The organism is Yimella sp. RIT 621 (assembly GCF_004146205.1).
Taxonomy (GTDB): Bacteria; Actinomycetota; Actinomycetes; order Actinomycetales; family Dermatophilaceae; genus Yimella; species Yimella lutea.
The window spans coordinates 1-22,928 of record NZ_SEIP01000007.1 but is presented as its reverse complement, the minus strand read 5'-3'; the positions used below and the strand labels follow the sequence as shown (position 1 = coordinate 22,928).

General features: G+C 66.0%; 31 protein-coding genes and 1 pseudogene. 11 read left to right on the top strand and 21 right to left on the bottom strand.

The window, feature by feature from the left end:
- Positions 1–97: 97 nt before the first annotated feature.
- Entirely contained in the window at positions 98–685 is a 588-nt protein-coding gene (locus tag EU513_RS07990; RefSeq protein ID WP_370447353.1) for a flavin reductase family protein, read from the top strand.
- A 434-nt stretch (positions 686–1,119) separates the two neighbouring features.
- A complete protein-coding gene (locus tag EU513_RS07985) occupies positions 1,120–1,821 on the top strand; it encodes a type 1 glutamine amidotransferase domain-containing protein (protein WP_129625517.1) in 702 nt (233 codons plus the stop codon).
- A gap of 92 nt (positions 1,822–1,913) precedes the next feature.
- Here EU513_RS07985 and EU513_RS16550 read toward each other — a convergent pair whose 3' ends face one another.
- The 3 genes from EU513_RS16550 to EU513_RS07975 form a co-directional block, all read right to left on the bottom strand.
- Entirely contained in the window at positions 1,914–2,039 is a 126-nt protein-coding gene (locus EU513_RS16550) for a hypothetical protein (RefSeq protein WP_255407436.1), read from the bottom strand.
- Positions 2,040–2,147: 108 nt separating this feature from the next.
- A complete protein-coding gene (locus tag EU513_RS07980; RefSeq protein WP_240795973.1) occupies positions 2,148–3,170 on the bottom strand; it encodes an NAD(P)H-binding protein in 1,023 nt (340 codons plus the stop codon).
- A 199-nt stretch (positions 3,171–3,369) separates the two neighbouring features.
- A complete protein-coding gene (locus tag EU513_RS07975; RefSeq protein ID WP_168990201.1) occupies positions 3,370–3,828 on the bottom strand; it encodes an SRPBCC family protein in 459 nt (152 codons plus the stop codon).
- Positions 3,829–3,898: 70 nt separating this feature from the next.
- Between EU513_RS07975 and EU513_RS07970 the strand changes: the two genes are divergently transcribed.
- The 3 genes from EU513_RS07970 to EU513_RS07960 all read left to right on the top strand — a co-directional run bounded on the left by EU513_RS07970 (position 3,899) and on the right by EU513_RS07960 (position 6,941).
- Complete coding sequence (locus EU513_RS07970; RefSeq protein WP_129625371.1) at positions 3,899–4,666, top strand: CPBP family intramembrane glutamic endopeptidase; 768 nt, start codon at positions 3,899–3,901, stop codon at positions 4,664–4,666.
- Entirely contained in the window at positions 4,627–5,691 is a 1,065-nt protein-coding gene (locus EU513_RS07965; RefSeq protein ID WP_129625370.1) for an NAD(P)H-binding protein, read from the top strand. The genes EU513_RS07970 and EU513_RS07965 overlap by 40 nt, the downstream gene beginning before the upstream one ends.
- 353 nt (positions 5,692–6,044) lie before the next feature.
- A complete protein-coding gene (locus tag EU513_RS07960) occupies positions 6,045–6,941 on the top strand; it encodes a GNAT family N-acetyltransferase (RefSeq protein WP_129625369.1) in 897 nt (298 codons plus the stop codon).
- Between the two features lie 256 nt (positions 6,942–7,197).
- Here EU513_RS07960 and EU513_RS15845 read toward each other — a convergent pair whose 3' ends face one another.
- A complete protein-coding gene (locus EU513_RS15845; protein ID WP_168990200.1) occupies positions 7,198–7,353 on the bottom strand; it encodes a hypothetical protein in 156 nt (51 codons plus the stop codon).
- A 102-nt stretch (positions 7,354–7,455) separates the two neighbouring features.
- A complete protein-coding gene (locus EU513_RS07945; RefSeq protein ID WP_129625368.1) occupies positions 7,456–8,517 on the bottom strand; it encodes a glycosyltransferase in 1,062 nt (353 codons plus the stop codon).
- 352 nt (positions 8,518–8,869) lie between these two features.
- On the opposite strand from EU513_RS07945, the gene EU513_RS07940 reads away from it, so the two are divergent.
- The gene (locus EU513_RS07940) at positions 8,870–10,201 is read left to right on the top strand and encodes a DUF2786 domain-containing protein (protein WP_129625367.1); all 1,332 of its coding nucleotides are present in this window, start codon (positions 8,870–8,872) and stop codon (positions 10,199–10,201) included.
- Here the strand turns inward: EU513_RS07940 and EU513_RS16355 are convergent.
- From EU513_RS16355 to EU513_RS16540, 4 genes and pseudogenes are all read right to left on the bottom strand, one after another.
- A complete protein-coding gene (locus tag EU513_RS16355) occupies positions 10,162–10,446 on the bottom strand; it encodes a HepT-like ribonuclease domain-containing protein (protein WP_129625366.1) in 285 nt (94 codons plus the stop codon). The two genes, EU513_RS07940 and EU513_RS16355, sit on opposite strands and share 40 nt — an antisense overlap.
- A gap of 58 nt (positions 10,447–10,504) precedes the next feature.
- Complete coding sequence (locus tag EU513_RS16545) at positions 10,505–10,627, bottom strand: hypothetical protein (protein ID WP_255407435.1); 123 nt, start codon at positions 10,625–10,627, stop codon at positions 10,505–10,507.
- Positions 10,628–10,656: 29 nt separating this feature from the next.
- Positions 10,657–10,833 (bottom strand): annotated as a pseudogene (locus tag EU513_RS16655) (VOC family protein); the annotation flags it as partial.
- 23 nt (positions 10,834–10,856) lie between these two features.
- Complete coding sequence (locus tag EU513_RS16540) at positions 10,857–10,985, bottom strand: hypothetical protein (protein WP_255407434.1); 129 nt, start codon at positions 10,983–10,985, stop codon at positions 10,857–10,859.
- Positions 10,986–11,186: 201 nt separating this feature from the next.
- On the opposite strand from EU513_RS16540, the gene EU513_RS07930 reads away from it, so the two are divergent.
- Entirely contained in the window at positions 11,187–11,597 is a 411-nt protein-coding gene (locus EU513_RS07930; protein WP_129625365.1) for a DoxX family membrane protein, read from the top strand.
- A 195-nt stretch (positions 11,598–11,792) separates the two neighbouring features.
- On the opposite strand, the gene EU513_RS07920 is transcribed toward EU513_RS07930, so the two are convergent.
- The 6 genes from EU513_RS07920 to EU513_RS07895 all read right to left on the bottom strand — a co-directional run bounded on the left by EU513_RS07920 (position 11,793) and on the right by EU513_RS07895 (position 16,346).
- Positions 11,793–12,362: a GrpB family protein gene (locus tag EU513_RS07920; RefSeq protein ID WP_129625364.1), complete on the bottom strand. Its 570-nt coding sequence runs from the start codon at positions 12,360–12,362 to the stop codon at positions 11,793–11,795.
- Positions 12,359–12,526, bottom strand: a complete 168-nt coding sequence (locus EU513_RS16350; protein ID WP_240795972.1) for a hypothetical protein — start codon at positions 12,524–12,526, stop codon at positions 12,359–12,361. The genes EU513_RS07920 and EU513_RS16350 overlap by 4 nt, the downstream gene beginning before the upstream one ends.
- Before the next feature lie 18 nt (positions 12,527–12,544).
- Positions 12,545–12,712, bottom strand: a complete 168-nt coding sequence (locus EU513_RS07910; RefSeq protein ID WP_205744705.1) for a hypothetical protein — start codon at positions 12,710–12,712, stop codon at positions 12,545–12,547.
- A 94-nt stretch (positions 12,713–12,806) separates the two neighbouring features.
- On the bottom strand, positions 12,807–13,166 hold the full coding sequence (locus tag EU513_RS07905; protein WP_168990199.1) for a DUF86 domain-containing protein: 360 nt from the start codon (positions 13,164–13,166) through the stop codon (positions 12,807–12,809).
- A gap of 2 nt (positions 13,167–13,168) precedes the next feature.
- A complete protein-coding gene (locus EU513_RS07900) occupies positions 13,169–13,609 on the bottom strand; it encodes an XRE family transcriptional regulator (protein WP_129625362.1) in 441 nt (146 codons plus the stop codon).
- A gap of 82 nt (positions 13,610–13,691) precedes the next feature.
- Positions 13,692–16,346, bottom strand: coding sequence for an excinuclease ABC subunit UvrA (locus EU513_RS07895; protein ID WP_129625361.1), 2,655 nt, complete (start codon positions 16,344–16,346; stop codon positions 13,692–13,694).
- 102 nt (positions 16,347–16,448) lie between these two features.
- Between EU513_RS07895 and EU513_RS07890 the strand changes: the two genes are divergently transcribed.
- The gene (locus EU513_RS07890; protein ID WP_205744704.1) at positions 16,449–16,859 is read left to right on the top strand and encodes a gamma carbonic anhydrase family protein; all 411 of its coding nucleotides are present in this window, start codon (positions 16,449–16,451) and stop codon (positions 16,857–16,859) included.
- A 145-nt stretch (positions 16,860–17,004) separates the two neighbouring features.
- Positions 17,005–17,520 (top strand): protein kinase, encoded by a 516-nt coding sequence (locus EU513_RS07885; protein ID WP_129625360.1) that lies wholly within the window; start codon positions 17,005–17,007, stop codon positions 17,518–17,520.
- Positions 17,521–17,999: 479 nt separating this feature from the next.
- On the opposite strand, the gene EU513_RS07880 is transcribed toward EU513_RS07885, so the two are convergent.
- From EU513_RS07880 to EU513_RS07865, 4 genes are all read right to left on the bottom strand, one after another.
- A complete protein-coding gene (locus tag EU513_RS07880) occupies positions 18,000–18,572 on the bottom strand; it encodes a GAD-like domain-containing protein (protein WP_168990198.1) in 573 nt (190 codons plus the stop codon).
- Positions 18,556–18,795, bottom strand: coding sequence for a polymorphic toxin type 15 domain-containing protein (locus EU513_RS07875; protein WP_205744703.1), 240 nt, complete (start codon positions 18,793–18,795; stop codon positions 18,556–18,558). Before EU513_RS07875 ends, EU513_RS07880 begins: the two co-directional genes overlap by 17 nt.
- 194 nt (positions 18,796–18,989) lie before the next feature.
- Positions 18,990–19,370 carry a hypothetical protein gene (locus EU513_RS07870; RefSeq protein WP_129625357.1) on the bottom strand — a complete coding sequence of 127 codons (381 nt, stop codon included), beginning with the start codon at positions 19,368–19,370 and terminating at the stop codon, positions 18,990–18,992.
- Between the two features lie 60 nt (positions 19,371–19,430).
- Positions 19,431–19,880 carry a hypothetical protein gene (locus tag EU513_RS07865; protein WP_129625356.1) on the bottom strand — a complete coding sequence of 150 codons (450 nt, stop codon included), beginning with the start codon at positions 19,878–19,880 and terminating at the stop codon, positions 19,431–19,433.
- Positions 19,881–20,182: 302 nt separating this feature from the next.
- On the opposite strand from EU513_RS07865, the gene EU513_RS07860 reads away from it, so the two are divergent.
- Both EU513_RS07860 and EU513_RS07855 read left to right on the top strand, forming a co-directional pair.
- Complete coding sequence (locus tag EU513_RS07860; protein WP_129625355.1) at positions 20,183–20,584, top strand: hypothetical protein; 402 nt, start codon at positions 20,183–20,185, stop codon at positions 20,582–20,584.
- A 4-nt stretch (positions 20,585–20,588) separates the two neighbouring features.
- Positions 20,589–21,311 (top strand): hypothetical protein, encoded by a 723-nt coding sequence (locus EU513_RS07855; protein ID WP_129625354.1) that lies wholly within the window; start codon positions 20,589–20,591, stop codon positions 21,309–21,311.
- A 405-nt stretch (positions 21,312–21,716) separates the two neighbouring features.
- Here the strand turns inward: EU513_RS07855 and EU513_RS07850 are convergent, their stop codons facing one another.
- Both EU513_RS07850 and EU513_RS16105 read right to left on the bottom strand, forming a co-directional pair.
- The gene (locus EU513_RS07850; protein ID WP_129625353.1) at positions 21,717–22,652 is read right to left on the bottom strand and encodes a hypothetical protein; all 936 of its coding nucleotides are present in this window, start codon (positions 22,650–22,652) and stop codon (positions 21,717–21,719) included.
- A gap of 92 nt (positions 22,653–22,744) precedes the next feature.
- The coding region (locus EU513_RS16105; RefSeq protein ID WP_205744702.1) for a hypothetical protein at positions 22,745–22,928 on the bottom strand (184 nt) is incomplete at its 5' end.

The following is a 22,928-nucleotide window of genomic DNA, read 5'->3' as shown; positions in this document are numbered from 1 at the left end:
GTCCGAAACGCTATGGACCCTGCATGAGAGCTGGATGAAACGTGGATGAAGAGCTCCACCTACTCCAAACGGTCACGGACAGCCATAGGGTCGATCCGTGAATCAACGTGCATTCCGGATGGATGACCTTCCGGCTCCCGCGCCGTATCGCCTGCTCACGGGGTTGGTGATCCCCCGGCCGATCGCGTGGGTCAGCAGTGTGGACGCCGAGGGCCGACCCAACCTTGCGCCGCACTCGTTCTTCACCGTCGCGTCCGGCAATCCTCCGATCGTTCAGTTCACCTCGGTGGGTCGAAAGGACTCACTCAACAACATCGAGGCGACTGGTGAGTTCGTGGTCAACTTCGTGCCCCGGCGGTTACTGGAGCCCATGAACGCCACCGCCGAGTCCGCCCCGCCGCACGTCGACGAGTTCGAACTGGCCGGTCTCACCAAGACCCCCTCGCAGCAGGTGCGTCCACCTCGGGTCGCCGCATCGCCATCTGCACTGGAATGCCTGCTGCACAAGGTGATTCCCGTCGGAGACTCATTCCTCGTGCTCGGACGCGTGGTGTGCGCCTGGGTCGACGAGGACGTCCTGGACAACGACCGTCCGCGCGAGTGGAACCTCGATCCGGTGGCTCGCCTGAGCGGGTCCCGCTACGTCACCTACGGCGAGACGGTCACGCTGCGCCGTCCCGAGTAGTCAGCGCGACTGATCCTCCTATCGAGATCCGCGCGGATCAGGAGGCACGTAGATCTCGACACCCGCGCGTCTGGTCAGACATTCGGCGTCGTCCTTGAGTGACCTGAATCTGGTGAGCCTCTGGCTATCACTGACGCCGACCTAGCGTGGGGATCTTCCATCGATCGGATCAAGAGGCGGCACTGGTGGACGTTCATTCCTGGCTCATGGAGTCCGAGCCGTCTGGCAGGTCAAGCGCTGCTGCGGCCGGTCGCCCGAGCGGGGACCAAGGCCTCCGATATGGCGAAGGTGGAGATCTGTGACGGCGCGGTTCGCATGTCGTCCAGCGCACCGGGCCGGGCCTTCGCCGGAACATGAGCTGCGCCCGCAGCCCGTCCTGCCGGACGAACGAGGAGATACTTAGTGGGTTGCTCAATTACCTGAAGGGAATCTCGATGACCTCCGTACTGATGATTCTGTCCGCCGCCGACCACTGGACGCTCGAGGACGGCAGCAAGCACCCGACCGGCTTCTGGGCCGAGGAGTTCCTGGCGCCGTACAGCAAGTTCAAGGAGGCCGGCTGGGACGTCGTCGTCGCGACGCCCGGCGGGAAGAAGCCCACGGTCGACCAGACAAGCCTGAGCGTCAAGGGCGGTCTCCTGCCCAACAAGATCGACACGCTGAAGGAGGAACTCGCCCGTCTCGCACCGGTTCTCGACGCGCCGGAGAACCTCTCGAACGTCGACCCGGACGCGTTCGACGTGGTCTTCTACCCCGGTGGCCACGCCCCGATGGAGGACCTCGCGTACGACGAGGTGTCCGGCGCGATCATCCGGAAGCGTCTGGAGTCAGGCCGTCCGCTGGCCCTGTTGTGCCACGCGCCGGCCGCGATCCTCGCCGCTCAGAACGCCGACGGCACCTCGCCGTTCGCCGGTTACAAGATGACCGGCCTGTCGAACGCCGAGGAGACGCTCAACGGTCTCGCCAAGAAGGCGAAGTGGCTGTTGCAGGACAAGCTGGAGGAAGCCGGCGTGGAGTACGAGAAGGCCAAGCTGCCGATGCGTCCGCACGTCGTCGTCGACCGGAACGTCTACACCGGCCAGAACCCGCAGTCGTCCGAGGACCTCGCCGACCGCATCATCGCCGACGTGAGCTGATCGCGTTCGAGTACCGGGGCGGCCGCGTGGAACATCCAAGTGGCCGCTCTGCCGTACGGGCCGAGTGTTGAACCATGGCGCAGTGACGTCCTTCAGGCGGGAATCGTGACCACATGGGGGCGATCCTTCGGGGCGAGCCAGGTGTGAATGGCGCTGTCGAACGTCGCCAGCACCGTTCCACGGCTCGCCGCGAGGTTCACCAAGTGCAGATCGGTCACCTGACGATGTCCCATGAGAACCACCGGACTCACCACCGCTTCGACGAGGGTGGAGTCGTCGGGCTCCGGGTCGCGGTCAACGCATTCGGCCGTGACGAGGCTGCAACCTCAGTGGCCGCCGGGAAGAACGTCCTTCACCCGATCGAGCAACGACTTGTCCTCGCCGCCCTGCGCCCACGGCGGGTCGTGCGGAAGCGGACCCATCGGGTCGGCGTCCTTCGGCTCCGCCGTGCGCTCGGCCAGCGAACGCTGGATCGCCTCACGCATCGGTACCAAGCGGTGCCCTTCCGGCAGCAGTTCGCGGACCCCCGGCCCGCCGTCGCCACAAACCATGTCGTGGTGCAGGCTCTCGACCAGCGCTTCGACGGTCGGTTTCGGCACGTCGATCAACGTGGCGACGAGTGACCCCACCAGTCCGGTCGGCAGGAGCGGCACGGTGACCTGCGGTCGCTTGAGATCGGCGACGTCGGCGTAGAGGTCGAGCAGATCTGCGTACGGCATCGACTCGGGCCCGCCGACGTCGAAGTGACGCGAGGGGCCGTCGATCGTGAGTGCACCCACTAACGCCTGGATCGCGTCGACGACCGCAATCGGCTGCACGTCGGAGTTCATCCATTCCGGAACCGTCTGCAGCGGCATCCGTTCGCTGACCTGACGGATGATCTCGAACGACGTCGACGCGCTGCCCAGCAGCACGGCAGCCCGCAACGTGATCACGGTCGCCGGACTGGCGGTCAGGATTCGTTCCACTTCGAGGCGCGAGGTGATGTGCTCGGACAGTTCACTCTCGGGAACGTCGGGGACGATCCCGGACAGGTAGACGACCCGCTGCACACCGTGCAATTCGATTGCGCCGCGGACGAGTTCGGCAGCCTTGCGGTCGTTGTCGGCGAAGTCGTCGCCACCCATCCCGTGGATCAGGTAGTAGATGGCGTCGACGCCGACGATCGCGTTTTCCACGTCGCTCTGATCGAGCACATCCATCTCGACGGTCTCGACCTGATCGCTCCACCACGGGTGGACGTCCTCGTCCGCCGTCTTGGTGGTGCGGACATCGTGGCCCGCCTTCAGCAGTTCGGGCACCAGTCGTCCACCCACGTATCCGGTCGCGCCGGTCACAAGAATCTTCATCGTTCGTCTTCCTCTCGGTTCGGGTCGTGCCACGGGGTCCAGGCACGACACATCGCGACGCGGCGCCGCGTCCGAGCGGGGAGGACGCTGCTCGGCCTGTCACCGGCCGATCGAGCGGCACCGCTGTCACCGGATGCCGTCCGAGAGTGCCGCGCGGCACCCATCCGTCACCGTAGGGGACGCTGGCACCCGGCAAGGGTCAGCGCAGGTGCTTGTCCAGGTTGCGTGCGAAACCATTGCCCATCTGGGTCATCACGACGGTCATCGCGGTGCGGACCGCCGGACCCATGATCTTGGGGAAGGGCATTCGCGCGGTGATGTCGATGTCGATGCTCAGGTGCGTGCCTCCGTCGACGGGCGTGAGGGTGTAGATGCCGTCGACCGCAACGAGCTCGTCGCTTCGCGCGGGGTCGTGGGAGTAGGAGATCCCTTTCTTGGGATCGAAGTCCATGAGCGCGGTGAAGACCGGCTTGAACTTCTGGTTCAACACCGGGACAGAGGTCATCTCCCACAGCCAGCGGTCGCCGTCCGGGGTGATCCGGTGCACCAGCGGGGTCAGCTTCTGCAGGGTCTTCGCGTCGGTCAGCACCTCCCACAGAGCGTCGACGTCGTACGGCACGGTCTCCTCGGAGACATTGCGTGCGGAGAATGAGTTCACGGCGGAAGCCCTTCGGGACGGTGGGTGTTCCACACTAGGAGCTACCGACCACCCGAGGAGTTTGCAGCAGATGCGTCATTCGTCACGCCTGACCGAGATCGCGGGGCGCTTGAAACAGCTGCCGTGGCTACGCCCGGTGGACCGTGATCACTGGCAGACACCCGCCGAATTCCGCCGCCGCCAGCTCGTCTCGCTCGGCACGCTCGTCGTCGGCGCGCCGGTGTTGCGGACGGCGCTGCGCCAGCCACCCGGCAGCCGTTCCTTCCAGTTGTGGACCGTGGCGCTGGCCGGCGTCTGGACCGCCGGCGCGTTGGCGTCCGGACCGCTGCATGTCGGGCACTCCAACTCCTCGCGCGGGCCGGTGCGGCCGATCGTGCGTCCATTGGCGATCGGGTCGGCAGCGGTGGCGGTCTTCACTCTCGGTGGCATGGCCGTCGTGCAGATCCCCTTGCTGCGCAAGGAGATCGAGAGCGTCGTGCAGCACGCGCGGGTCGGCGACCTACGCATCGTGGTGCCGCTGACCATCGCAACGGGCGCCGCCGAAGAACTCTTCTTCCGAGGCGCGTTGTACGCAGCCACCCCGCAACCGCATCAGGTCGCGGTGACGACCGTCGTGTACGGCACGACCACCCTGGCGACGGGCAATCCGATGCTGGTGTTCGCGTCCGTGCTGCTGGGTGGACTCACCGGTGTTTCACGGCGCGTGACCGGTGGCGTGCTGTCCCCGATCATCGTCCACGGCACCTGGTCGACCGGGATGCTGGTGATCCTGCCGAAGCTGACCGAGCGGGCGGCCGCATGGGGCGAACTGCTGATGAGCCGCCGGTCGGGCCGATGATCCTGGTCACCGGAGCAGGCGGCTACATCGGTAGTCGTCTGGTACCACGGCTGCTGGCCGACGGACATCGGGTCCGCGCCACCTTCACCAACGTCTCGCGCGCGAATTCGCTGTGGTGGCACGAGGATCCGCGGGTCGAGACCGTGCAGATGGACGTTTTCGACTCGGCTTCCGTCGACGCAGCAGTGGAGGGTGTGGCGACGGCGTACTACTTGATCCACGGACTGGCTGATCGTGATTTCGAACGGCTCGATCGCCTGGCTGCGGAAACATTCGCGGAAGCAGCAACCCGCGCGGGTGTGGAGCGAGTGATCTATCTGTCGGGTCTGGTGCCCATGCTCCCGGCGTCCGAACTGTCGCCCCACCTTCGGTCGCGACTCGAGGTCGAGCAGGTGCTCACCACTCGTGCACCCTCGACGGTGACGCTGCGCGCAGCAATGGTGATCGGCGGTGGATCCACCTCACTGGAGATCATGCGCCAGTTGAGCAATCGCCTTCCAGCACAACCACTTCCGACGTGGATGAACTCTCGCCTCCAGCCGATCTCTGTTGTCGACGCGCTCGAAGCCCTGGTCGGCGCACTGGATCCGCGCGTGCCCTCCCGCTGGTACGACATCGGCGGACCCACCGCGATCGGATACGGCATGTTGCTGTGGGAGTTCGGCCGAGCCGCCGGCCTGCGTCGACGTCCGCGCGTGTTCGTGCCGTTCCTGCCCGAGCCGCTCGTCGCCGACCTCGCAGGCGCGCTCGTCGGCGCGCCGGGCTCGACGGTCGAAGCGCTCATCGACAGCCTCTCCCACGACATGGTCTGCGCCGATGACGACTTCGTGACCGACCTACTGCCCCCCGGATGGCAACTCATGCCCCTACGGGAGTCACTGCAGAGGGCGATCGTCGACTCCGATTCCGTTTGTGACCAGCGAGATCCGATGCAGCGTATGCCCCACGACGCAGCATGGACGGCGTCTTCGGACGGGATGGTCCGAGGGTTGACTCGAGGTTTGATTCGCCTGACGACGCGCTGACCGCTTCTCCCGTCCCGGCTTGCTGAAGGTGGGTCTGGGAAAGATCGCGCCGAATTCGTCCCGTCGTCCCTTGCCGGTCACAGCGCCGACGTCGCGCACATCGGGGTGGGTCAGTTGGGCATCCAGAGCGAGCAGTACATCCGCGATTACTGGGCCGATACCGTCCAAGCCGTCGGTGCCAGGGAAGCTGTGGACGCCCGCCACGCTTGATCGTCGACAGCACTCCCCGATTGCCGGGGATCTCCAACAGCTTCCGCAGCGCTTCGTCGCTCATTGCCTCACCATGGCCCCGGCCCGCAGAAGCGACCCGGAAATCGGATGCGCCCGAAACAGGGATGCGGTTGCATGGAGACATGACCAGCGAATCTCCGGCGCTCCACGAGCCGACCGTCAGCGAACTGCCGGACCTGCTCCACGCGCTGGCGTCCTGGCAACACGACGGGCTTCCTGTCCAGTTGCACCCGGCAGACCTGGGTTGGCAGTGGCGTTTCGGTGCGGAGCAGGTCGCACGGTCGATGCGGGTCTGGAGCATCGACAGCACTCCCGCCGCCATCGCCTTCGTGGATGCGGACGTGCCCGAAGGCGAAGCAGCCGTTGCCCGCATGGCGATGGCTCCCGACTTCGCAGTCGACGAACGACTGGCTCGGGCGCTGGTGCACGACCTGCCCGCTCCGCAGCGGATCGGACTGCCCGGCGGAATCAGCATCATCGAAGCTCGCTTCGGTGACGCGTTCCGAGCAGAACTGACGGCACAGGGTTGGATAGCGGACGAGCCGTGGACGCCCCTTCGCCGGGCCCTGTCGCGGGAGGTCGAGCCGTGCGGATTGCGCATCGAAACTGTCGAACCGGGCAAGCCGGACGCCCGGGTCGAGGTTGAGACCGCGGCGTTCGAAAACTCCACCTTCACCGTCGAACGGTGGCACACCATGGCGCAGGGCCCGGCGTACGCGAACGCGCGATGCCTGGTCGGGTACGACGAGAACGATGCTGCCGTCGCGGCCATCACGGTGTGGTCGGCGGGCCCCGGACGGCCGGGTGTCATCGAGCCGATGGGCGTGCATCGCGACCATCGCGGACGCGGTCACGGACGAGCGATCACTGTGGCCGGTGCGGCAGCACTGCGCGAGATGGGTGCCTCGAGTGCACTGGTCGCCACGCCGGCGTCGAACGAAGCCGGAGTCGCGACGTACGTGTCGGCCGGTTTCGAAGCCGGCACGCCCGTTCCCGACTTCGTACGCCCCACGAACTAACCGAACCGTCGCCAATTCGGTTCTGAGACACCTTCGGTCACAGCGTCCTTCCACGAGGCGAAGGCCTGACCGATGCGCGGCGACATCACCATGCTGCCCGCGCTCACCCCGATCCACATCTTGTCCTCGAACGAGGGCAGCATTCTCGGCGAGGCCGGACTCACGAGAGCAGATCGACCAACGCCTCGCGGATGCTGTCGTTGGTGACACCACCTGAGGTCGGCAGCAGTTTCATGCGGTTGCCCGAACGAGGGCGTCAGTCCTTGTCGGACGACGAATCGTCCGCGTCCTCGTCGGTGGCAGGGCCTGCTGGCATGGCGCCGCCTTCGCCGCTCCAGTCGCTTCCCACCTCGTCGTCATTGGCGGGGTCGGAGACGGTATCGGGCTGAACCTTCGGGTCTTGTTCGCTCATGGGCACAACTCTGCTGCGCTCGACGCGCCCGCGCAACACCCTGGAGCAGTAGTTGTGACCTGGATGGCCAGATGCGAGCCGCACCACCAGATGTGGACCGCGTCAGCGACGGGCGACCAGTGACTCGAACAACGCGCAGTACTCCTCGACCATGCGCTGCTCATCGAATCGGGCGACCGCGTCCGCTCGGACGTCGGCACGGTCGAGATCGCGGACGCGGGACACGGCGTCCGCGAGTCCCGCGACGAGATCGGCCGTGGCGGTTCCTGCCTCACCCACCAGCACCCCCGACCGCTCTGAGACGACTTCGCGCAGACCGCCTCGTCCGATGGCGATCACCGGGGTGCCAGACATCATCGCCTCGGCGGCGACCAAGCCGAACGGCTCGTCCCAGCGTGGAGTCACGAGAATCGCAAGGCTCGAGCCGACGATCCGGGCGGTCGCTCGCTGATCCAGGTGACCGGCATGACGAACGCCGTCGCCGAGCAACGGCTCGACGTGGTCTCGGTAAAAGGCCGCGTCCGCGATCGGGCCCACGATCGTGAGCGGCAGCCCGGCAGTACGGGCCGCTCGGATCGCGAGGTCGGTGCCCTTCTCTGGGGTGATTCGCCCGACCCAGACGAGTTCCTCTCCACCTGAACCGAATTCGAACAGACACGACCGCACACCGTTGTGAATCACCAGCGGTTCGATCGGGAGCAGACGCCACATGCTCGCAACCGCCTCACTGACACCGACGTACACGGCGTCGTCCGCGGCGAGCGAGACACCGATCTCTGCCAGCGGGTACGGCGGGCAGTGCAACGTCGTGACCATCGTGCTGGGCATGGCCCGGCTCATCGCCAGCGGGAAGTGATGCAGGCTCTGGTTGTGCACCAGATCGACCGGTCGTCGCACGAGGTCGGCCATCGCCCAGGACATCGCGGCATCGTCCCGCCAGAGCCCGGCCAACGGTTCGTCCTCGGGTGTGCGGATGGTAGGAACCTGTGCGTACGTGGCCAACTCGTCCGCAAGACGAGGATCGGTGCCGGGCTGTGCGTACAGCCGAACCGTGTGTCCGCGAGCGCGCAGGCCCGCGGTGAGCGACGCCGTCTGTGCTTCCTGGCCACCGGCGAACGGTTCACGCAGTGGGTTGCGAGTCGTGGCAAGAACCGCGATGTGCATGGCATCCGATCGTCCGTCCCGCCCTGCGTCGCTGCACCGGTCGGGCGGATGAAGATCGGTGAGCCGAGGGACAACGCTACGGCCAGCGAGCACTTCATCGACGCCCCGGTTGGTCGGCGGCCTGACCGTCGGTGAGGTCGCAGGCGCCTTCCTCGTTCCGGAAACGGCTCTGGCACAACGAATCACCCACGCGAAGGGGGAAATCAGAACGCGCGACCGGAACAGCCAGGTTCAGCAGGATCTCCAAGACTTAGGCTGACCTCGCCGGACGACCGGATCTCAGGTCGTGTGGAAAACCTCCATCCGTTGTCGGTGACCGGGGTAAGAATCGTGCCGACGAGAGGACAACCACGTGAGCACGAAGCGCCACAAGCAGAAGCCCCGAAGGCGGCAGCCCCACACGGGAGCCGCTTTCGGACGCGGCGACGATCTACCGCGCTCGGACGACAACCCGCAGGACGATGTCCGCCTGCTGCTGCACGACGCGGCCGTGGCGGTGCAGGCCGATGACATGACCCGGTTCGACGACAACGTGGTGATGCTGGCTGCCCGATGCGACCAACCGGCGATGCGCGCGATGGTGCACCGCGAGGTTCGACAGACGCTGGAGGATCGCCTGCGGATGGCGTGGGACAGTGGCTGGCAGCCCGCCGACATCCATCGGATGGTGCTTCGGCGCTCGACCAAACCGGTTGCCGACTTCACGCTTCGGGTGATCGAGCATCAGTTGCGCAGCTACGCGCGAGACACGATCCATCCGGGCTGGCGAGCTCAGATCGCCGAACTGCGTGAGGGCGCCGAGTCGCCGCAGGATCCGATCATGTCCTGTCGCCAGGACGGCATGAGTTGGCTGGCGATCATGGACGCTGCGGCTCGTTGCCTGCACGTGCTCCTGATCCTGCCGCCGGTGCAGATCGTCGGCCCGCGGCCCGGCGAATGGGTGAAGTCGATCGATCCACAAGAGACCGAGGTGGACGATCGGATCCTCACCCGCGTCCGGATGCTGTTGGCGAAGGCGGAGTCGACGCCGTACGAGGCCGAGGCCGAGACCTTCACCGCCGGTGCCGCCTCACTCATCGCACGGCACCGCATCAGTGAAGCGATGCTCGCGGCGTCGCGTACCGACCAGCCGAAGGACGGTGCCAGCGCGACCCGCATCGGCGTCGAGAACCCGTACGAGCAGCCCAAGGTGCAACTGCTCAACGCGGTCGCCGAGGCGAACTCGTGCAAGGTCGTGTGGAGCAAGGAACTAGGTTTCGCCACGGTGGTCGGCTTCCCGTCCGACCTGTCGGGTGTCGAGTTGCTCTACACCTCGCTGCTGCTGCAGGCGACCAACACGATGACGGCGGCCGGGCAGCGATCGGTCCAGGGCGCCCACCGCCGGTCGCGGTCGTTCCGTGCCTCATTCCTCAGCGCGTTCGCCTTTCGCATCGGGGAACGATTGCAGGAAGCCACCGATGTCGAGGAGCGTTCTGCAACATCGGAGTTCGGCGGAGCAGCCCGCGGAGAGCGCCTGCCGGCTCTGGTCGAACGCGACCAGCACGTCACCGACACCTACGAACGGCTCTTCCCTCAGGTCGTACAGGCCAGGTCGCGGGCGAGGTTCGACCGGGAGGGCTGGCACCACGGCCGGCAGGCCGCGGATCAGGCCGACATGCGCTCCCGCGCCGAATTACGCGGGTGAGGGTGTGCGCATGATTCGCCAATGGGCTTGCGGTGGTCACTCAGGACGATGACTTCGACGCGTTGCATGATCTCGGCGCCCTCGAGGTCATCAAGGGCTGGGAATCGGGCGAGGACGTCGTCGGGGATGCGGTTGATGGTCTCGCCGATCCTGATCAGTCCCATCTCCACTGCCCATTGGGTCCGGACGTCCCCCACGAACTCGGTCTCGTCCATGGCAACCAGTTCGGCGAGCACGTCACACATGGCGATGGGTCTAGCCGCGAGGGTTATCGCGAGCGATATAGCCGCGTGGTAAGGACGATCAGGGTGCGGACCAACCCTCACGCCCGAGGTTCGTGCAGATGCACGCCTTGTTGCCGTCCACATCCTGCAGGACGACGTACGCCGGCGATCCGTCACGGACGACGGTGCCACCGGCATCCACGACCTGTGGATGCGCTGTGCAGCGATGTCATGCGGCACCCGGACGTCGAGGTGGAAGCGCTGCTCGTCGGCAGACTCCCGATGCTGGAACCACAGCGTGGGTCCGATGCCGGCCTGGCCGTGGACCTCGTCCCCGTCGACCTCGTAACCGAGGGCGGCTGCCCAGAAGGGGGCGATCTTCTCGTGGTCCGGTGTGTCGAGGGCGATCTCGAAGATCGACCGGTCTCCCGTCAGCGAGCGAGCAGGTTGAGGATCACCGTGAGGATGATCGAGGCGACGATTGAGAACAGGATCATGCCCACGCAGCCGGCGGTGCCGCCGAGCGGGCGGACGCGGAATCGGGGTCCAGGTTCGGTCATCCGGCAACCCTCGCACAGGCAGCACCGCGGAAGTGCTCAGCGAGCGGGTGGCTCACCCGAACCAGGCGTGCCGACAGCGCAAACAGCCCGACGCCGCACCGATTCCCCAACCATGGACAAACCTGCTTCCCGCAACCGTCGAATCGCCCAGGCCGCGTTAGGTTCGAAGGGCCCGCCACCGCCTCAGCAAATGGAGACACCATGTCCACAGGCCGTACTCTCGCCCGCGTCGCACTCGGCTCGTTCCTGACCTTCGCCGGCACCGGTCACCTCACTTTCGCCCGCCAGGAGTTCCAGGCTCAGGTGCCCGACTGGTTCCCCGCCGACAAGGACGCCGTCGTCCTCGCTTCCGGCGTAGTGGAGATCGTGCAGGGGCTGGCGCTGATCTCCGGTTGGAACCAGAAGACGGTCGGCAGGATCATCGCCGCGTTCTTCGTCGCCGTGTTCCCCGGCAACATCAGCCAGTTCCTGGAGCAGAAGGACGGTTTCGGTCTGGACACCGACACCAAGCGCGCCGTCCGGCTCGCGTTCCAGCCGCTGCTGGTGGCGTGGGCCCTCTGGGCGACGAACCAGGGCGACGAGGAGACTGAGTCCTCACAGAAGTCGAGCTGATTCAGGCAGAAATCACGATGCAGACCGTCCTCGGTGCGAACGGGAAGATCGCCGAAGAACTCACCCGCGAGCTGTACCGCAACCACACCGGCGACATCCGCCTGGTCCAGCCGCAACCTGAAGAAGGTTCACGACACCGACGAGCTGCACGCGGCCGATCGATCCGAACCGGTTTACCCAGGTTGTGGGGGCGAATTAACCCCGGTTGTCACGGGCGCGCTGCTTGATCTCGGCGATCACCTGACCCTTGGCGTCCGAGTACGCGTTCATGTCCGGCCAGTCCTGAGCGACGAGGTCCCGCTTGGTGCGTTCGTACAGTTCTCGATCGCCCTGGTCGGTGCGCAATCGGTCGCGCAACAACAGGTAATCGTCAGCGGCCACGTCGCCGGTCTCGAGGATGTGCACGTGCACGTCGAGTTCGGGGGTGCGTACGAGCCGGTGCCCGGGCTCACGAACCCGCAACATGTAACCGGTGTCCAGGAGTTGCGGCAGGTAGTCCTCCTCGGCGGTGACGTCGTCGACGACCACGAGGATGTCGATGATCGGCTTGGCCGCGAGTCCGGGCACCGAGGTGGAGCCGATGTGTTCGACCTGCTTCGCGGTCTCCCCCAGAGCCGCCCTGATGCGATGCTCGTGCTCGGTGAAAGCGCTGGTCCAGGACGGGTCGTATTCTTCGATGACGAGGTCGCGCTTCTCCACTCCGCCGACGAGTTCGACGCAGGTGACGTCGGGACCGCGGCGGCCGGGATTGGGAGACTCAGTCATGCGGCGAGGTTAACGTCCGGTGCGCTCAGCCTCATGACCAGCACGAACGCCCGTTCGTACTCGAGGAGCTGCTTGAACTCGCCGTTGCGCACCATCTTGTCCAGCCCGTTGATGCTCGCCGCGCGGACGTCGACCAAGCGGCTGAAAGCATCGATCCAGGACACTCATCCGACTCGGCGACCTCACTCGTGGTCCTTCGACTCCTTACTCCGGCCTTCCTTGCTGCGCTGCTTGTTCACAGTGGCCGCGGCGATCTCCTCGGCGCGGTCCTCGCTGCGACCCTGGTCTTCTTCGGACTCCTTCACGTGCTCGTACTGCCGCTCGTCCTTGTCGCTCCACTCCGTGGGCATGGCTCCTCCTGGTGGTCGGGATGATTCCGACCGTACCGACGAAGCACCGACCGACGGGAGTCGTCCGTGCGTGAATTTCGGGGTGCGCCATGCCCTACGTGCCGAGCAGTTCGTCGACCTCGGCCCGTAGTTGTTCGGCGTGACGGGACACGACGGCCCAGACGAGTTCGTAGTCGACTGCGTCGTACTCGTGAGCGAGGCGGTTGCGCATGCCGATGGCCCGCCGCCACGACGTGTCTCGGCGATGCTTATCGAGGAACGCCTCGGGGAGCCGCCGCACCGCTTCGCCCAGCTTGAGCACGAGAGAATCTGCAGCAAGCTTGGGCACCTCGAGGTCGGGATCACTGTCGTACCACTCTCGTCCACGTGCCGCGAGCTGCTCAGCTCTCCGGCACAGTCGTGAGATGTCGGACAGCTTGTCGGATGTGCCGGGGCCGTACCTCTCGTCCAGCAAACTCAGAGCGGCACCGAGGTGCGATCGATCTCGTGCCCCGACCAAAGTGCCCGAGCCGTCACCAGATCCACTGCGCAACCGAGCAACTGCTCCAACTCGTCGGCGGCATCGATCAGGTCGAGCACGTCGCCGTCACGGCCGATCTCGACGACGAGGTCGATATCGCTGCCCGGAGTGTCATCGCCGCGAGCCACCGACCCGAACACCCGCGCAGACGTGAGGCCGTGACCGGACAGGATCGCCAACACCTCGGCACGGTGATGCTTCAACAGTTCACTCGGGCGCGGCCGGAGGGCATCCCGCAAGCGATCCAGCATCTGGGGGGACGGACGTCGGCGACCGGTTTCGTAGGCGGCGATGTTCGGTTGCGCAACACCGCTGCGGCGGGCCAACTCAGCCTGACTGATTCCCGCAGCGGCACGTAATTCAGCAACCGTCGACATCAGGTAATGATATCTCGTGATATGGATCGTGGACGTTGGAATTGACCTCGTTGCTGACCCGGCGCTTGCGGCGCTCCTCTTCTCAGGATCTGCCCGCCAGGACGTCCCTCAGGTACGCGGCCGTGAGGCTGTCGGCGTCGGCGGCGACTTCGCCGGGGGTGCCGGTGGCGACGATGCGTCCGCCGTCGTCACCGGCGCCGGGACCCAGATCGATCACGTGGTCGGCCTGGGCGACCATGCGCATGTCCAACTCGACCATGACTACGGTGTTGCCGGCGTCGACCAGGCCCTGCAGATGCGCCATCAGGCGGTCGCTGTCGGCACTGTGCAGACCCGCAGTGGGTTCGTCGAGGACGTAGAGGGCGTCGCCCCGGTGGGCACGCTGCAGTTCGGAGGCCAGCTTCACCCGCTGCGCTTCGCCTCCGGAGAGTTCGGGCGCGGGCTGGCCGAGGCGCAGATATCCCAACCCGACGTCGCGCAGTACGTGCAGCGAGCGCTCGATCTCGGTCTCATCGGCGAAGAATTCGTGGGCTTCGTCCACGCTCATCGCCAGGACGTCGGCGATGTTCCGGTCGTGCCAGGTGATCTCGAGCGTGCTCTCCTTGAACCGTGTGCCGTGACACGTGGGGCACGGGCTGTAGATGCTCGGCAGGAACAGCAACTCGACCATGACCGAGCCCTCTCCCTCACACGTCGGGCATCGTCCGGCGGCGACGTTGAACGAGAACCGGCCGGCCTTGTAGTGGCGCCGACGGGCCTCCGGGGTCGCCGCGTACAACTTGCGGACGTGGTCGAACAGTCCGGTGTAGGTGGCGACATTCGACCGAGGGGTGCGACCGATCGGTTTCTGGTCGATCGCAACCACTCGACGCAGACCTCCGAGTCCTTCGCGGCCACCTTCGACGTACCCGTGCACCGAACCCTGATCGCCGGTGAGCAACAGGTCGACGTCGTCGTCCCCGTCCTCGAGCTCCACTGTCGTGGACCGACCGAGAGCGGCCTCGACCAGCGTGGGCACGGCCTGACTGACCAGGCTCGACTTGCCCGACCCGGAGATGCCGGTGACCGCGGTCAGACATCCCAGCGGGAACTGCACCTTGACCTCGTGCAGGTTGTTGCGGCTGACGTCCGCGAATCGCAGCCAGCCTTGCGGCTCGCGGGGCCGCCTGGACGCCGGTGTGGGAGGCGCGAACAGGTAGCGGCGGGTGACCGATTCCTCGACGTCCTCGAGACCCGAGGGTTCGCCGCTGAACAGGACGCGTCCGCCCTGCTCGCCGGCGCCGGGTCCGATGTCCACCAGCCAGTCGGCCTCCTTGACCACCGGTATCGAGTGCTCCACCACGAACACGCTGTTGCCGCGCTGCTTGAGTCCGCGCAGGATGCCGAGCAGCGCTTCGAGGTCACGCGGGTGGAGGCCGGCGGACGGTTCGTCCAGCACGTACACGACACCGAAAAGCTTGGACGACAACTGAGTTGCCAGCCGTAGCCGCTGCAGTTCACCGCCGGAGAGGGTTGGTGTCGTCCGCCCCATAGAGAGGTACCCGAGGCCGAGATCGATCATCGGTTGCAGTCGTTCGAGCAGTTCGGCGCACAGGCGACCGGCCGCGGCCTGCTTCTCCGCCGAGATGTTCGAGGTGCGACGGACGTCGGGTGCCGCGTCATGGGACGCACCACCGGCATCCACCCGCGCCTTTCTGGCACGCGCCCGGGAGGCGTCGTCCAACGCTTCGCCTGCCGTGCCCTCGACCGGCACCCGATCGTCGGCGATCACACGCCGCGCGATGTCGGCCACCTGATCCAGCGGCAGCGCGGCGAACTCGGCGATGTCGAAGCCCTCGAACGTGACCGACAGCGATTCGACCTTGAGTTGCTTGCCGTGACAGGTGGGGCACACAGCACTGGTGACGAATTGCGAGACGCGGCGCTTCACGATCGCGCTCTTGGTGGAGGCGAAGGTGTCCAGCACGTACCGGCGAGCGCCGACGAAGGTGCCTTGGTAGCTCGGTTCGAGGTCCTTCTTGATCGCTCGCTTCGTCTGGGCCGGAGTGAGGCCGGCGTACACCGGGACGGTCGGGCGCTCCTCGGTGAACAGGATCCAGTCGCGCTGCTTCTTCGGCAGGCGGCGCCACGGGATGTCGACGTCGTAGCCCATCGAGACGAGGATGTCGCGCTGGTTCTGCCCCTGCCACGCCGGCGGCCAGGACGCGATGGCGCGCTCGCGGATCGTCAGCGACGGGTCGGGCACCATCTGTTCTTCGGTGACCTCGTAGACCCGGCCGATCCCGTGGCAGGTCGGGCACGCACCCTGGACGGTGTTGGACGAGAAGTCCTCGGCGTAGAGCATCGGTTGGCCCGGCGGATACCAACCGGCGCGCGAGTACAGCATGCGGACGAGGTTCGACAGCGTCGTCACGCTCGCGACGGTGGATCGGGCGTTGCCGCCGCCGCGTTGCTGTTGCAGTGCGACTGCCGGCGGCAGTCCCTCGATCGAGTCGACATCGGGGACGCCTGCCTGGTCGATCAAGCGGCGCGCGTACGGTGCGACCGATTCCAGGTACCGGCGCTGGGACTCGGCGTAAAGCGTCCCGAAAGCGAGAGAGGATTTCCCCGACCCGGACACTCCGGTGAACGCGACGATCGAATCGCGCGGCACGTCGAGGTCGACGTCCTTGAGGTTGTTCTGCCGGGCTCCCCTGACTTCGACTGCGGTGTGCCTGGCGTCGTCGGTCGTCGTCATGTGCCGACTGTATGCGCCAGGTTCGGACGCCGCGGACGCCACCTGGCACGCGCAACCGAGCCGTACCGTCCTCGGATCCACATCGGCTCGAACGTGCTGGTGATGGAGAACGCGGTCCTTCGCGGACGCGCGAACACACCGCTGACGATAGGCGACGCCGTCCTCGTCGGGCCACACGCCCACCTCAACGCAGCTACGGTCGAGGACGAGGTGTTCATCGCCACCGGAGTGAGCGTCTTCGCCGGTGCACTCGTCGGCACCGGAAGCGAACTGGGCATCAACAGCGCCCTGCCCGCAAACACTGTCGTGCCGATCGGGTGGATCGCGGTCGGCGACCCGGCCCAGCTGTTCTCACCGGACCGGCACGAGGAGTTGTGGGCGATCCAACAGACGCTTGACTTCCCCGGGACGATGTACGGCGCGACCCGGGAAACGCCGATGCGCGACACATGCGCTGCCAGTGTGAGGCCTATCACCCGCGTTGATACCAAGCGCCGCGAGCACGCGCCTTAGGTCAGTGCGCGGTGCATGAGGGCCGCGATGACCGCGGATCTCCTGCTGCACACCCGCCGAAGAACCTCGGCCACAGCCTGGGTGCCGAGCTTGACAACATGGAACGCGGCGCCGAAACCCGCCCACCCGGCTTCCTGATGCGCAGGTGCCCCTGGTCTCCGGCGACGTGCTCGATCTCAGGCACGGGGTGTTCGTGACGGTGGAGAAACTGGTGATGGACTATTGCCCACCGCCCGGCCTCGACAAGCGGATCCGCCGGCGACCGATGGATGTCGCGAAGGCGTTGGAGATCATCATTCAAGTATCGGGTGCGGTCGAGACAGCGCACCGCCTCGGCATCCTGCACCGTGACGTCAAACCTGCCAACATCCTGTTCACCGAGTACGGCCGCCCGGCCCTGACCGACTTCGGAATCTCGGTCAGCACCGCACCCGGTGCCGCTGCAGCCGAGGGCGTCGGGGTTTCCGTGCCGTGGGCACCTCCCGAGCGACTCGTCGACGGTGCCGTGTTCGGCCGTGAAGGCGACGTGTATTCCCTGGCGGCGACGTTGTGGACCATGCTCGTCGGGCGCAGCCCGTTCGAGATCGACGGCGGCCCGAACGACGGCTGGGAAATGAGCGGACGCGTGCGCACATTGCCGGTGCCCCCGGGTGAATGGTAGGCGGGCACGATCTGGTTGATGATGATCGCGTCGATGCGGACGATGCTCGTGGACAGGTCCTCGCCGTACTGCCGCACCAGCTGCGCGCCACGGTTCAGCTCGTCCTCATCGACCTCGGGCCACTCGAAGTCGAGCATCTGCAGCACCCACGCAAGCTCATGCGGGAGGTTCATCGCCACGGTCGGATCCCATCGAAGGTCGGCACGTCAGTGAGGTGTGGAGGCGGCGGCCGGGCGACGCCATCGGGTCGCGGCACGCGGCAGCCTCACATGCGACCGTAGCGAACATCGGCCCACGACGAGCATCTCGTCGAAGGTCGGCAGGGAACCCGGTCCCCTCACCCTCGAGGTCAACGGCCATGACGCCGGCGCTTGCGTCGTCGGTCCTGAACCCGCCGCGCGGAGCTCGAACGGGGCGAGGCTCCCGCTCGAAGCGGCCGCCGAGCTCCCGCTGCCCGGCGCGGTGCGTCGTGACGACGCTCAGTGTTGCACGGGGCCTTGGAACTCGAGGAAGATGCGCATCGCCGTGCTGGTCTCGCGCTTGTGCATGTTCGCGACGTCCTTCGCACCGCCCAGCGACAGCAGGGGCACGTACATGAACGACTCCCCGTACGCGAGCGGCCCGTGCGCGGCGACGGCCTTCGGATACATCTCGTAGTCGATGCGGTCGGCAAGCAGTGCGATGCCATGCTGATTCAGGATCGTGAAGAGCGTCTTCAGGCTGCTGCCGAGACCGGTGCCTGTGTTGTTGCGGAAGACCGTGGCGCTGAGGCCGGACTCGTCGGGTTCCCAGCAGACGAGGTCGGCGAGTCCGGTGGTGAGGATGGGGATCGATTCGGCGCCTTCGACGCGGGGCACGTAGCCGATGCCTTCGGTGCCGAGCTGGTCGAGGTAGAGGTCGGGGTCGATGATCTGGAAGAACCCGTCGGCGAACGACCCGTACCCGTAGCGTTCCCAGATGTCGATCAGCTCATCGGACACCCGCCCCCGGTACCGGTCGATCGTGGCAGCAGGGACGGGCGCATGGGCGACGAAGTCAGCAATCTCGATCACGGTTCTGCAGTGTAGGCAGGAACATCGACATCGACATCGGCACCGTGCTGAGGTCGAGGTTGGGGTTGTTCTGCTGCAGCGTCTCGATCGCCGCCATGAGCTCCTGCTTCCGCGATCCCCACTGCGACCCGAGCGACGAGTTGATGCTCGAGTCACCGAGGCCCGAGATGTCGTTCCAGTCGCCGCCTGCTGTGCCGTCGAGGCGGTGCGTCGCGGCGAGCATCTCCGGATTCAAGCCATTTGCCATCGCATCGCGGCGGCTCGTCGCATTGGGACGTGAACGACTCGCCGTATGGCACCTCGCCGTGAATCTCGACGGCCTTCGCGTCGATGTCGCCGTCGAGCGTTCGCGTGACGGCGTCAGCCGTCGACGCGCTCGCGCAACACGCGCGCGGTCCAGACGACACCCTCGTCGTCCTACTCGAAGTGCACGACGCGGTCGTCGACCTCATAGAGATCCCATTCATCGCTGCGAGACTCCGTCGGCTCGCCGAACGCAGCACGAACACCGTCCCTGGTGTAGTCATCGAGGCCGCTGATGAGCGTGGCCCGGCCGGGATACGCGTCGAAGCCGCCATGCGCGACGACGTAGAACGACACCTGCATCAGCCCCTGCTCGTCGAACACGAAGCCCACGCCGCTCTTGTCGTAGCTCACATAGTGCCTGAACGGGCCCTTGAAGGTCTCGGTCGTCGCCTTGCCCTTCTGCTGCTCCATGATCGCCTGGACGGCTGCGTCATCCTCAGCGAGGCCGAGCACGGCAAGGTAGGGTCCGCAGTCACCGGTGATGGTCGTCATCAGTTCATCCTCAGGGTCGAGTCGCGCGTGGGCAGGCACGTCAGGAGAACGCTAGCAGCGTCAGTCTTCCACGCCCGAGATCGTCATCGAGACGACCTCGACGCGGCCGCGCTGATAGTCGAAGCGCAGATAGTGATCGCCGTAGCGATAGAGGTCCATGATCTGGCTTGCACGGTCAGGCTCGCCGAGGAGCGCCTCGACCTCGCCACGGGTGCTCTCGCCGTCGAGCCCCTCGATGAGCGCGGCGGGGTCGCGGTAGGTCGGCTCGCCTGCGTCGGAGCGCAGCGGGATGCGGATCACGATGGGATTTCCGCCGCGGAGTCTGATGCTGCCTCCGGTCGCGGCGTAGTGGAGCATGAGGTCGGTCCCGCCGTTGGGGCGCTCGTACTCCTCGGACTCCATGCCGGGACCCAGGAGTGCGATGGCCCCGCCGAACGCGCTCGCATCGCCGGCGAGCGCAGCGTCGAAGACACCGATCTCACCCGGCGGAAGGGTTCGGGGCGCTGTCATGGTTACCATCTCCCGTTGTTGGCGCGTCGGATCCCAGGATCTCATCGATCGTCGTGCCCGGCACTCCCTGCTCCCGCAGCGTGCTTCGGCGCGCCGCGAGGTCGGCCTCCATGGCTGCGCGGAGATCTGCTGCATCCTGCTGGATCCGAGCATCGGAGTTCTTGTATCCGTGCGTGCAGCCGGCACGGTGCTGCACGACTGTGATCGCGACTGCGGTCGCGTCACGCTAGACGGCGTTTCGCTCCCACGAATCGACGGATCGACGGTTCGACCGTACCTGTCTTCCAACGCCCGGACGAGCGATGCCTTCGAAGGGATGTGATCGTACTCGAGTCCGCCCCTGGCCGCCGTTCCGTCGGGCGACCCTGGAGGTCGCCGTACTGTCCGATGTCGTACTGGCCAGGCCTCGCGTCCCCGCGCTCGGCTCGATCGAGCCGCCGTCGATCCCGCGTGATCATGCGGTCGAGGTGCCGCAACCCGTCGACGTCCCGTCGTTCCCGTTGCTTGCTCTCTTCGCGCCGATGGTCATGGGCGCGGCGTTGTTCGCGTTCAAGCGCAGCGCGATGAGCATCCTGTTCGTTGCGCTGAGCCCGTTGATGATGGTTTCAACGCGGTGGTCGCAGCGGTATCACGCGCAAGAAGACGACGGCAGACGCGGCGGCGTTCCGCGCCTCGCTGTCGGCCACCAGTCAGAACATCACTGATGCATTGCAGCGAGAGCGGGAGCTTCGTCTGCGGATGTACCCGTCGGCGGCCGAGGCCGTCCGCGGGATCCTCGACCGCTCAGATCTGCTCTGGTCGCGACGGCCCGAGCATCCTGAATTTCTGCGAGTTCGGCTCGGGCTCGGCACGATCGTGCCGTCGACGACGGTGGCTCAGTTGCGCCCGAACGGAGTGCCGGAGTTCCTGTCGGAGGCCCGCGCGGTCGCCTCGGAGCATGGCGTGCGTGCTGCCGGAGGCTGCAGTGACCGCAGACCTGCGGTCGGAATCGGCGTCTGCGGCGGTTCGTCGCAGCTCGACGGGGTGGCGCGAGCAGTGCTCGCCCAGATCGTCGGGTTGCACTCCCCAGCCGACGTGGTGGTCGCGTGCCTGACTTCGGTGCGTCATCGCGGCCGGTGGGAGTGGTTGCAATGGCTGCCCCACTGCGACTCACCGCAATCGCCGCTGCAGGGGCAACACCTGTCCGCCGACCCTGGTACCGGCTCGATGCTGCTTGCCCAGTTGGAGGAATTGTTGGATGCCCGGGACGGGCAGACCGCTCGACCGCGCGGACCGGCGTTGGGTGACGAGGACGACCCGGTTCTCCCGTCGGTCGTGCTCGTCGTGGCTGACACGACGGTCAACGCGCCCGGTCGGTCGGGAGTCGGCGGCGTGCTCGACAATATCCGAGTCGTCCGGCTGAACCGTCCCAGCAGATGCCCAGACGACTAATCCCCGTCCCCGCCCCAGACATCGTCGACCACCGGTGCACCTACTCGCGAGCTCACAGGCTGTACGCCCGAGTAACTTTACATAACTACTGCCGCGCCGATCGCCATGTTCCTGACCTGCAGAAACATCGCGACCCCTTGTCAGCGAGAACAGTTCTCACCTCGAACAAACTTCCAAGTTGTGCGATTCTCGATGCCAAAACGACCTGAAAACTGCCCCTACTTTGATCAAACCCCGATTCGACCAATGTTCGCTGCGAAGATTGACGGCGACACGCCTTGAAGACTGATTAAATGGTCGCCCGAGTCATCGAGCGGTCAGTGTATGGCGCCGGCGGCGTGTCAACTTGACGCCGCAGTCATAGCCAAGAGCCGCATCGGTTTCGGCACGGATCCTCACGGCAGGTCAGCGCAGCTTCGGGATCAGGTTCGTAAGGTCAACCACCTCGACTTCTGCATTGCGCGTGTACTCCGCGACAGTCATCTGATCGGTGAGACCCTGCGGGCTCCGCAACTTGAGCGCCGCCTTCGACAATGTCCTAGCAGCATTGCGATTACTGGTTGTGAGGAACCGGACAGGTAACGCGCCAACGACGTACACCTCGCGACGCCGGCCGGTGGTGTCCATCGACAGGCCTACGACGTCGGCGAACAAGCCACGCTGACGCATGCTGTCGGCGCCCTTCCACGACGACAGTTTGAACTCCGCGACCCGCTGGTTTGTCTCCAAATCGAAGACTCTCCCTGGATCGTTGCCCGCGCCCAACGATGGACGTTTCGAGACGACCTCACCGGGTCCAAGGATGATCGGAAGCACCTGCATGATCACTGCCGCGTGGATCAGCGTGTCGAGCATCCCCACTCGTTCGCGCACGATCAACGCGCTATCGACGAGGTCGCCGTCAAACCCCGATGCCTCCAGTACCTGTTCCGCAGCCGCCGCATCGGCACCATCGATCGTCGCCTCATATCTCGCGATCTTCGCAGTCAGCGACTCAGTCGACAGGAACCGGTCCAGGATCTCGAATGCTGCTGCACCGATGCCGTCCTCGTCCCGAGTCGAATCTGGGCCGAGGTCATGCGGCTTGATGACCGGTCGATTGATGTTCGGTAGCGGGCTGGTCTGAAAGCCAAGCCGCCAGAACAACCGCACCGCGAAGTGACTGATGAAAGGTTCGTCCGTGATACCGGTAGCGACACGAAATGCTTGCTTTGGCGGCCAGCGACGGCCGTCGATCTCCACCCAGTGCATTCGGATTGGGTCCGGTGGAACACCTGGAACACGCGCACGCACGGTCTCGGCGTCAAGCGTGTGGGTACGACCGTTGAGGACGAACTGCATGAGTTTGACGGTACCGGCGCTTGGCCGGGTGAAGGGTGGCTGCTGACGCCTTCCATGGCTGCCGCGCCCACGTCGAGAGATGGAGGCCGTGCTTATCTCACGTCGGGCATCCGCGTACGAAAGACGTACGGCTTCGCAGCCGTCAGCGCGTCGCGGGCGGTGTACTCAACAACTTGAGGATCGCTGAGTGCTCGTGTCACGACGGCGAGGGTCTTGGTCCAGCCGGAAAACGACTCGTTCACGCGATCGCCACCGATGCCTTCTCCTCCCGTTCGG

Coding starts and splice junctions, on each gene's coding strand:
- EU513_RS07970 (WP_129625371.1), top strand. CDS start 3,899: ATGCGTCATTCGTCACGCCTGACCGAGATCGCGGGGCGCTTGAAACAG.
- EU513_RS07865 (WP_129625356.1), bottom strand. CDS start 19,880: ATGACAGCGCCCCGAACCCTTCCGCCGGGTGAGATCGGTGTCTTCGAC.
- EU513_RS07860 (WP_129625355.1), top strand. CDS start 20,183: ATGCCTTCGAAGGGATGTGATCGTACTCGAGTCCGCCCCTGGCCGCCG.
- EU513_RS07930 (WP_129625365.1), top strand. CDS start 11,187: ATGTCCACAGGCCGTACTCTCGCCCGCGTCGCACTCGGCTCGTTCCTG.
- EU513_RS07890 (WP_205744704.1), top strand. CDS start 16,449: ATGGAGAACGCGGTCCTTCGCGGACGCGCGAACACACCGCTGACGATA.
- EU513_RS07920 (WP_129625364.1), bottom strand. CDS start 12,362: ATGACTGAGTCTCCCAATCCCGGCCGCCGCGGTCCCGACGTCACCTGC.
- EU513_RS07980 (WP_240795973.1), bottom strand. CDS start 3,170: ATGAAGATTCTTGTGACCGGCGCGACCGGATACGTGGGTGGACGACTG.
- EU513_RS07960 (WP_129625369.1), top strand. CDS start 6,045: ATGACCAGCGAATCTCCGGCGCTCCACGAGCCGACCGTCAGCGAACTG.
- EU513_RS07985 (WP_129625517.1), top strand. CDS start 1,120: ATGACCTCCGTACTGATGATTCTGTCCGCCGCCGACCACTGGACGCTC.
- EU513_RS07875 (WP_205744703.1), bottom strand. CDS start 18,795: ATGCTCGCCGCGACGCACCGCCTCGACGGCACAGCAGGCGGCGACTGG.
- EU513_RS07900 (WP_129625362.1), bottom strand. CDS start 13,609: ATGTCGACGGTTGCTGAATTACGTGCCGCTGCGGGAATCAGTCAGGCT.
- EU513_RS07895 (WP_129625361.1), bottom strand. CDS start 16,346: ATGACGACGACCGACGACGCCAGGCACACCGCAGTCGAAGTCAGGGGA.
- EU513_RS15845 (WP_168990200.1), bottom strand. CDS start 7,353: ATGAGCGAACAAGACCCGAAGGTTCAGCCCGATACCGTCTCCGACCCC.
- EU513_RS16540 (WP_255407434.1), bottom strand. CDS start 10,985: ATGACCGAACCTGGACCCCGATTCCGCGTCCGCCCGCTCGGCGGCACC.
- EU513_RS07870 (WP_129625357.1), bottom strand. CDS start 19,370: ATGACGACCATCACCGGTGACTGCGGACCCTACCTTGCCGTGCTCGGC.
- EU513_RS07965 (WP_129625370.1), top strand. CDS start 4,627: ATGGGGCGAACTGCTGATGAGCCGCCGGTCGGGCCGATGATCCTGGTC.
- EU513_RS16355 (WP_129625366.1), bottom strand. CDS start 10,446: ATGTGTGACGTGCTCGCCGAACTGGTTGCCATGGACGAGACCGAGTTC.
- EU513_RS07945 (WP_129625368.1), bottom strand. CDS start 8,517: ATGCACATCGCGGTTCTTGCCACGACTCGCAACCCACTGCGTGAACCG.
- EU513_RS07910 (WP_205744705.1), bottom strand. CDS start 12,712: ATGCCCACGGAGTGGAGCGACAAGGACGAGCGGCAGTACGAGCACGTG.
- EU513_RS07850 (WP_129625353.1), bottom strand. CDS start 22,652: ATGCAGTTCGTCCTCAACGGTCGTACCCACACGCTTGACGCCGAGACC.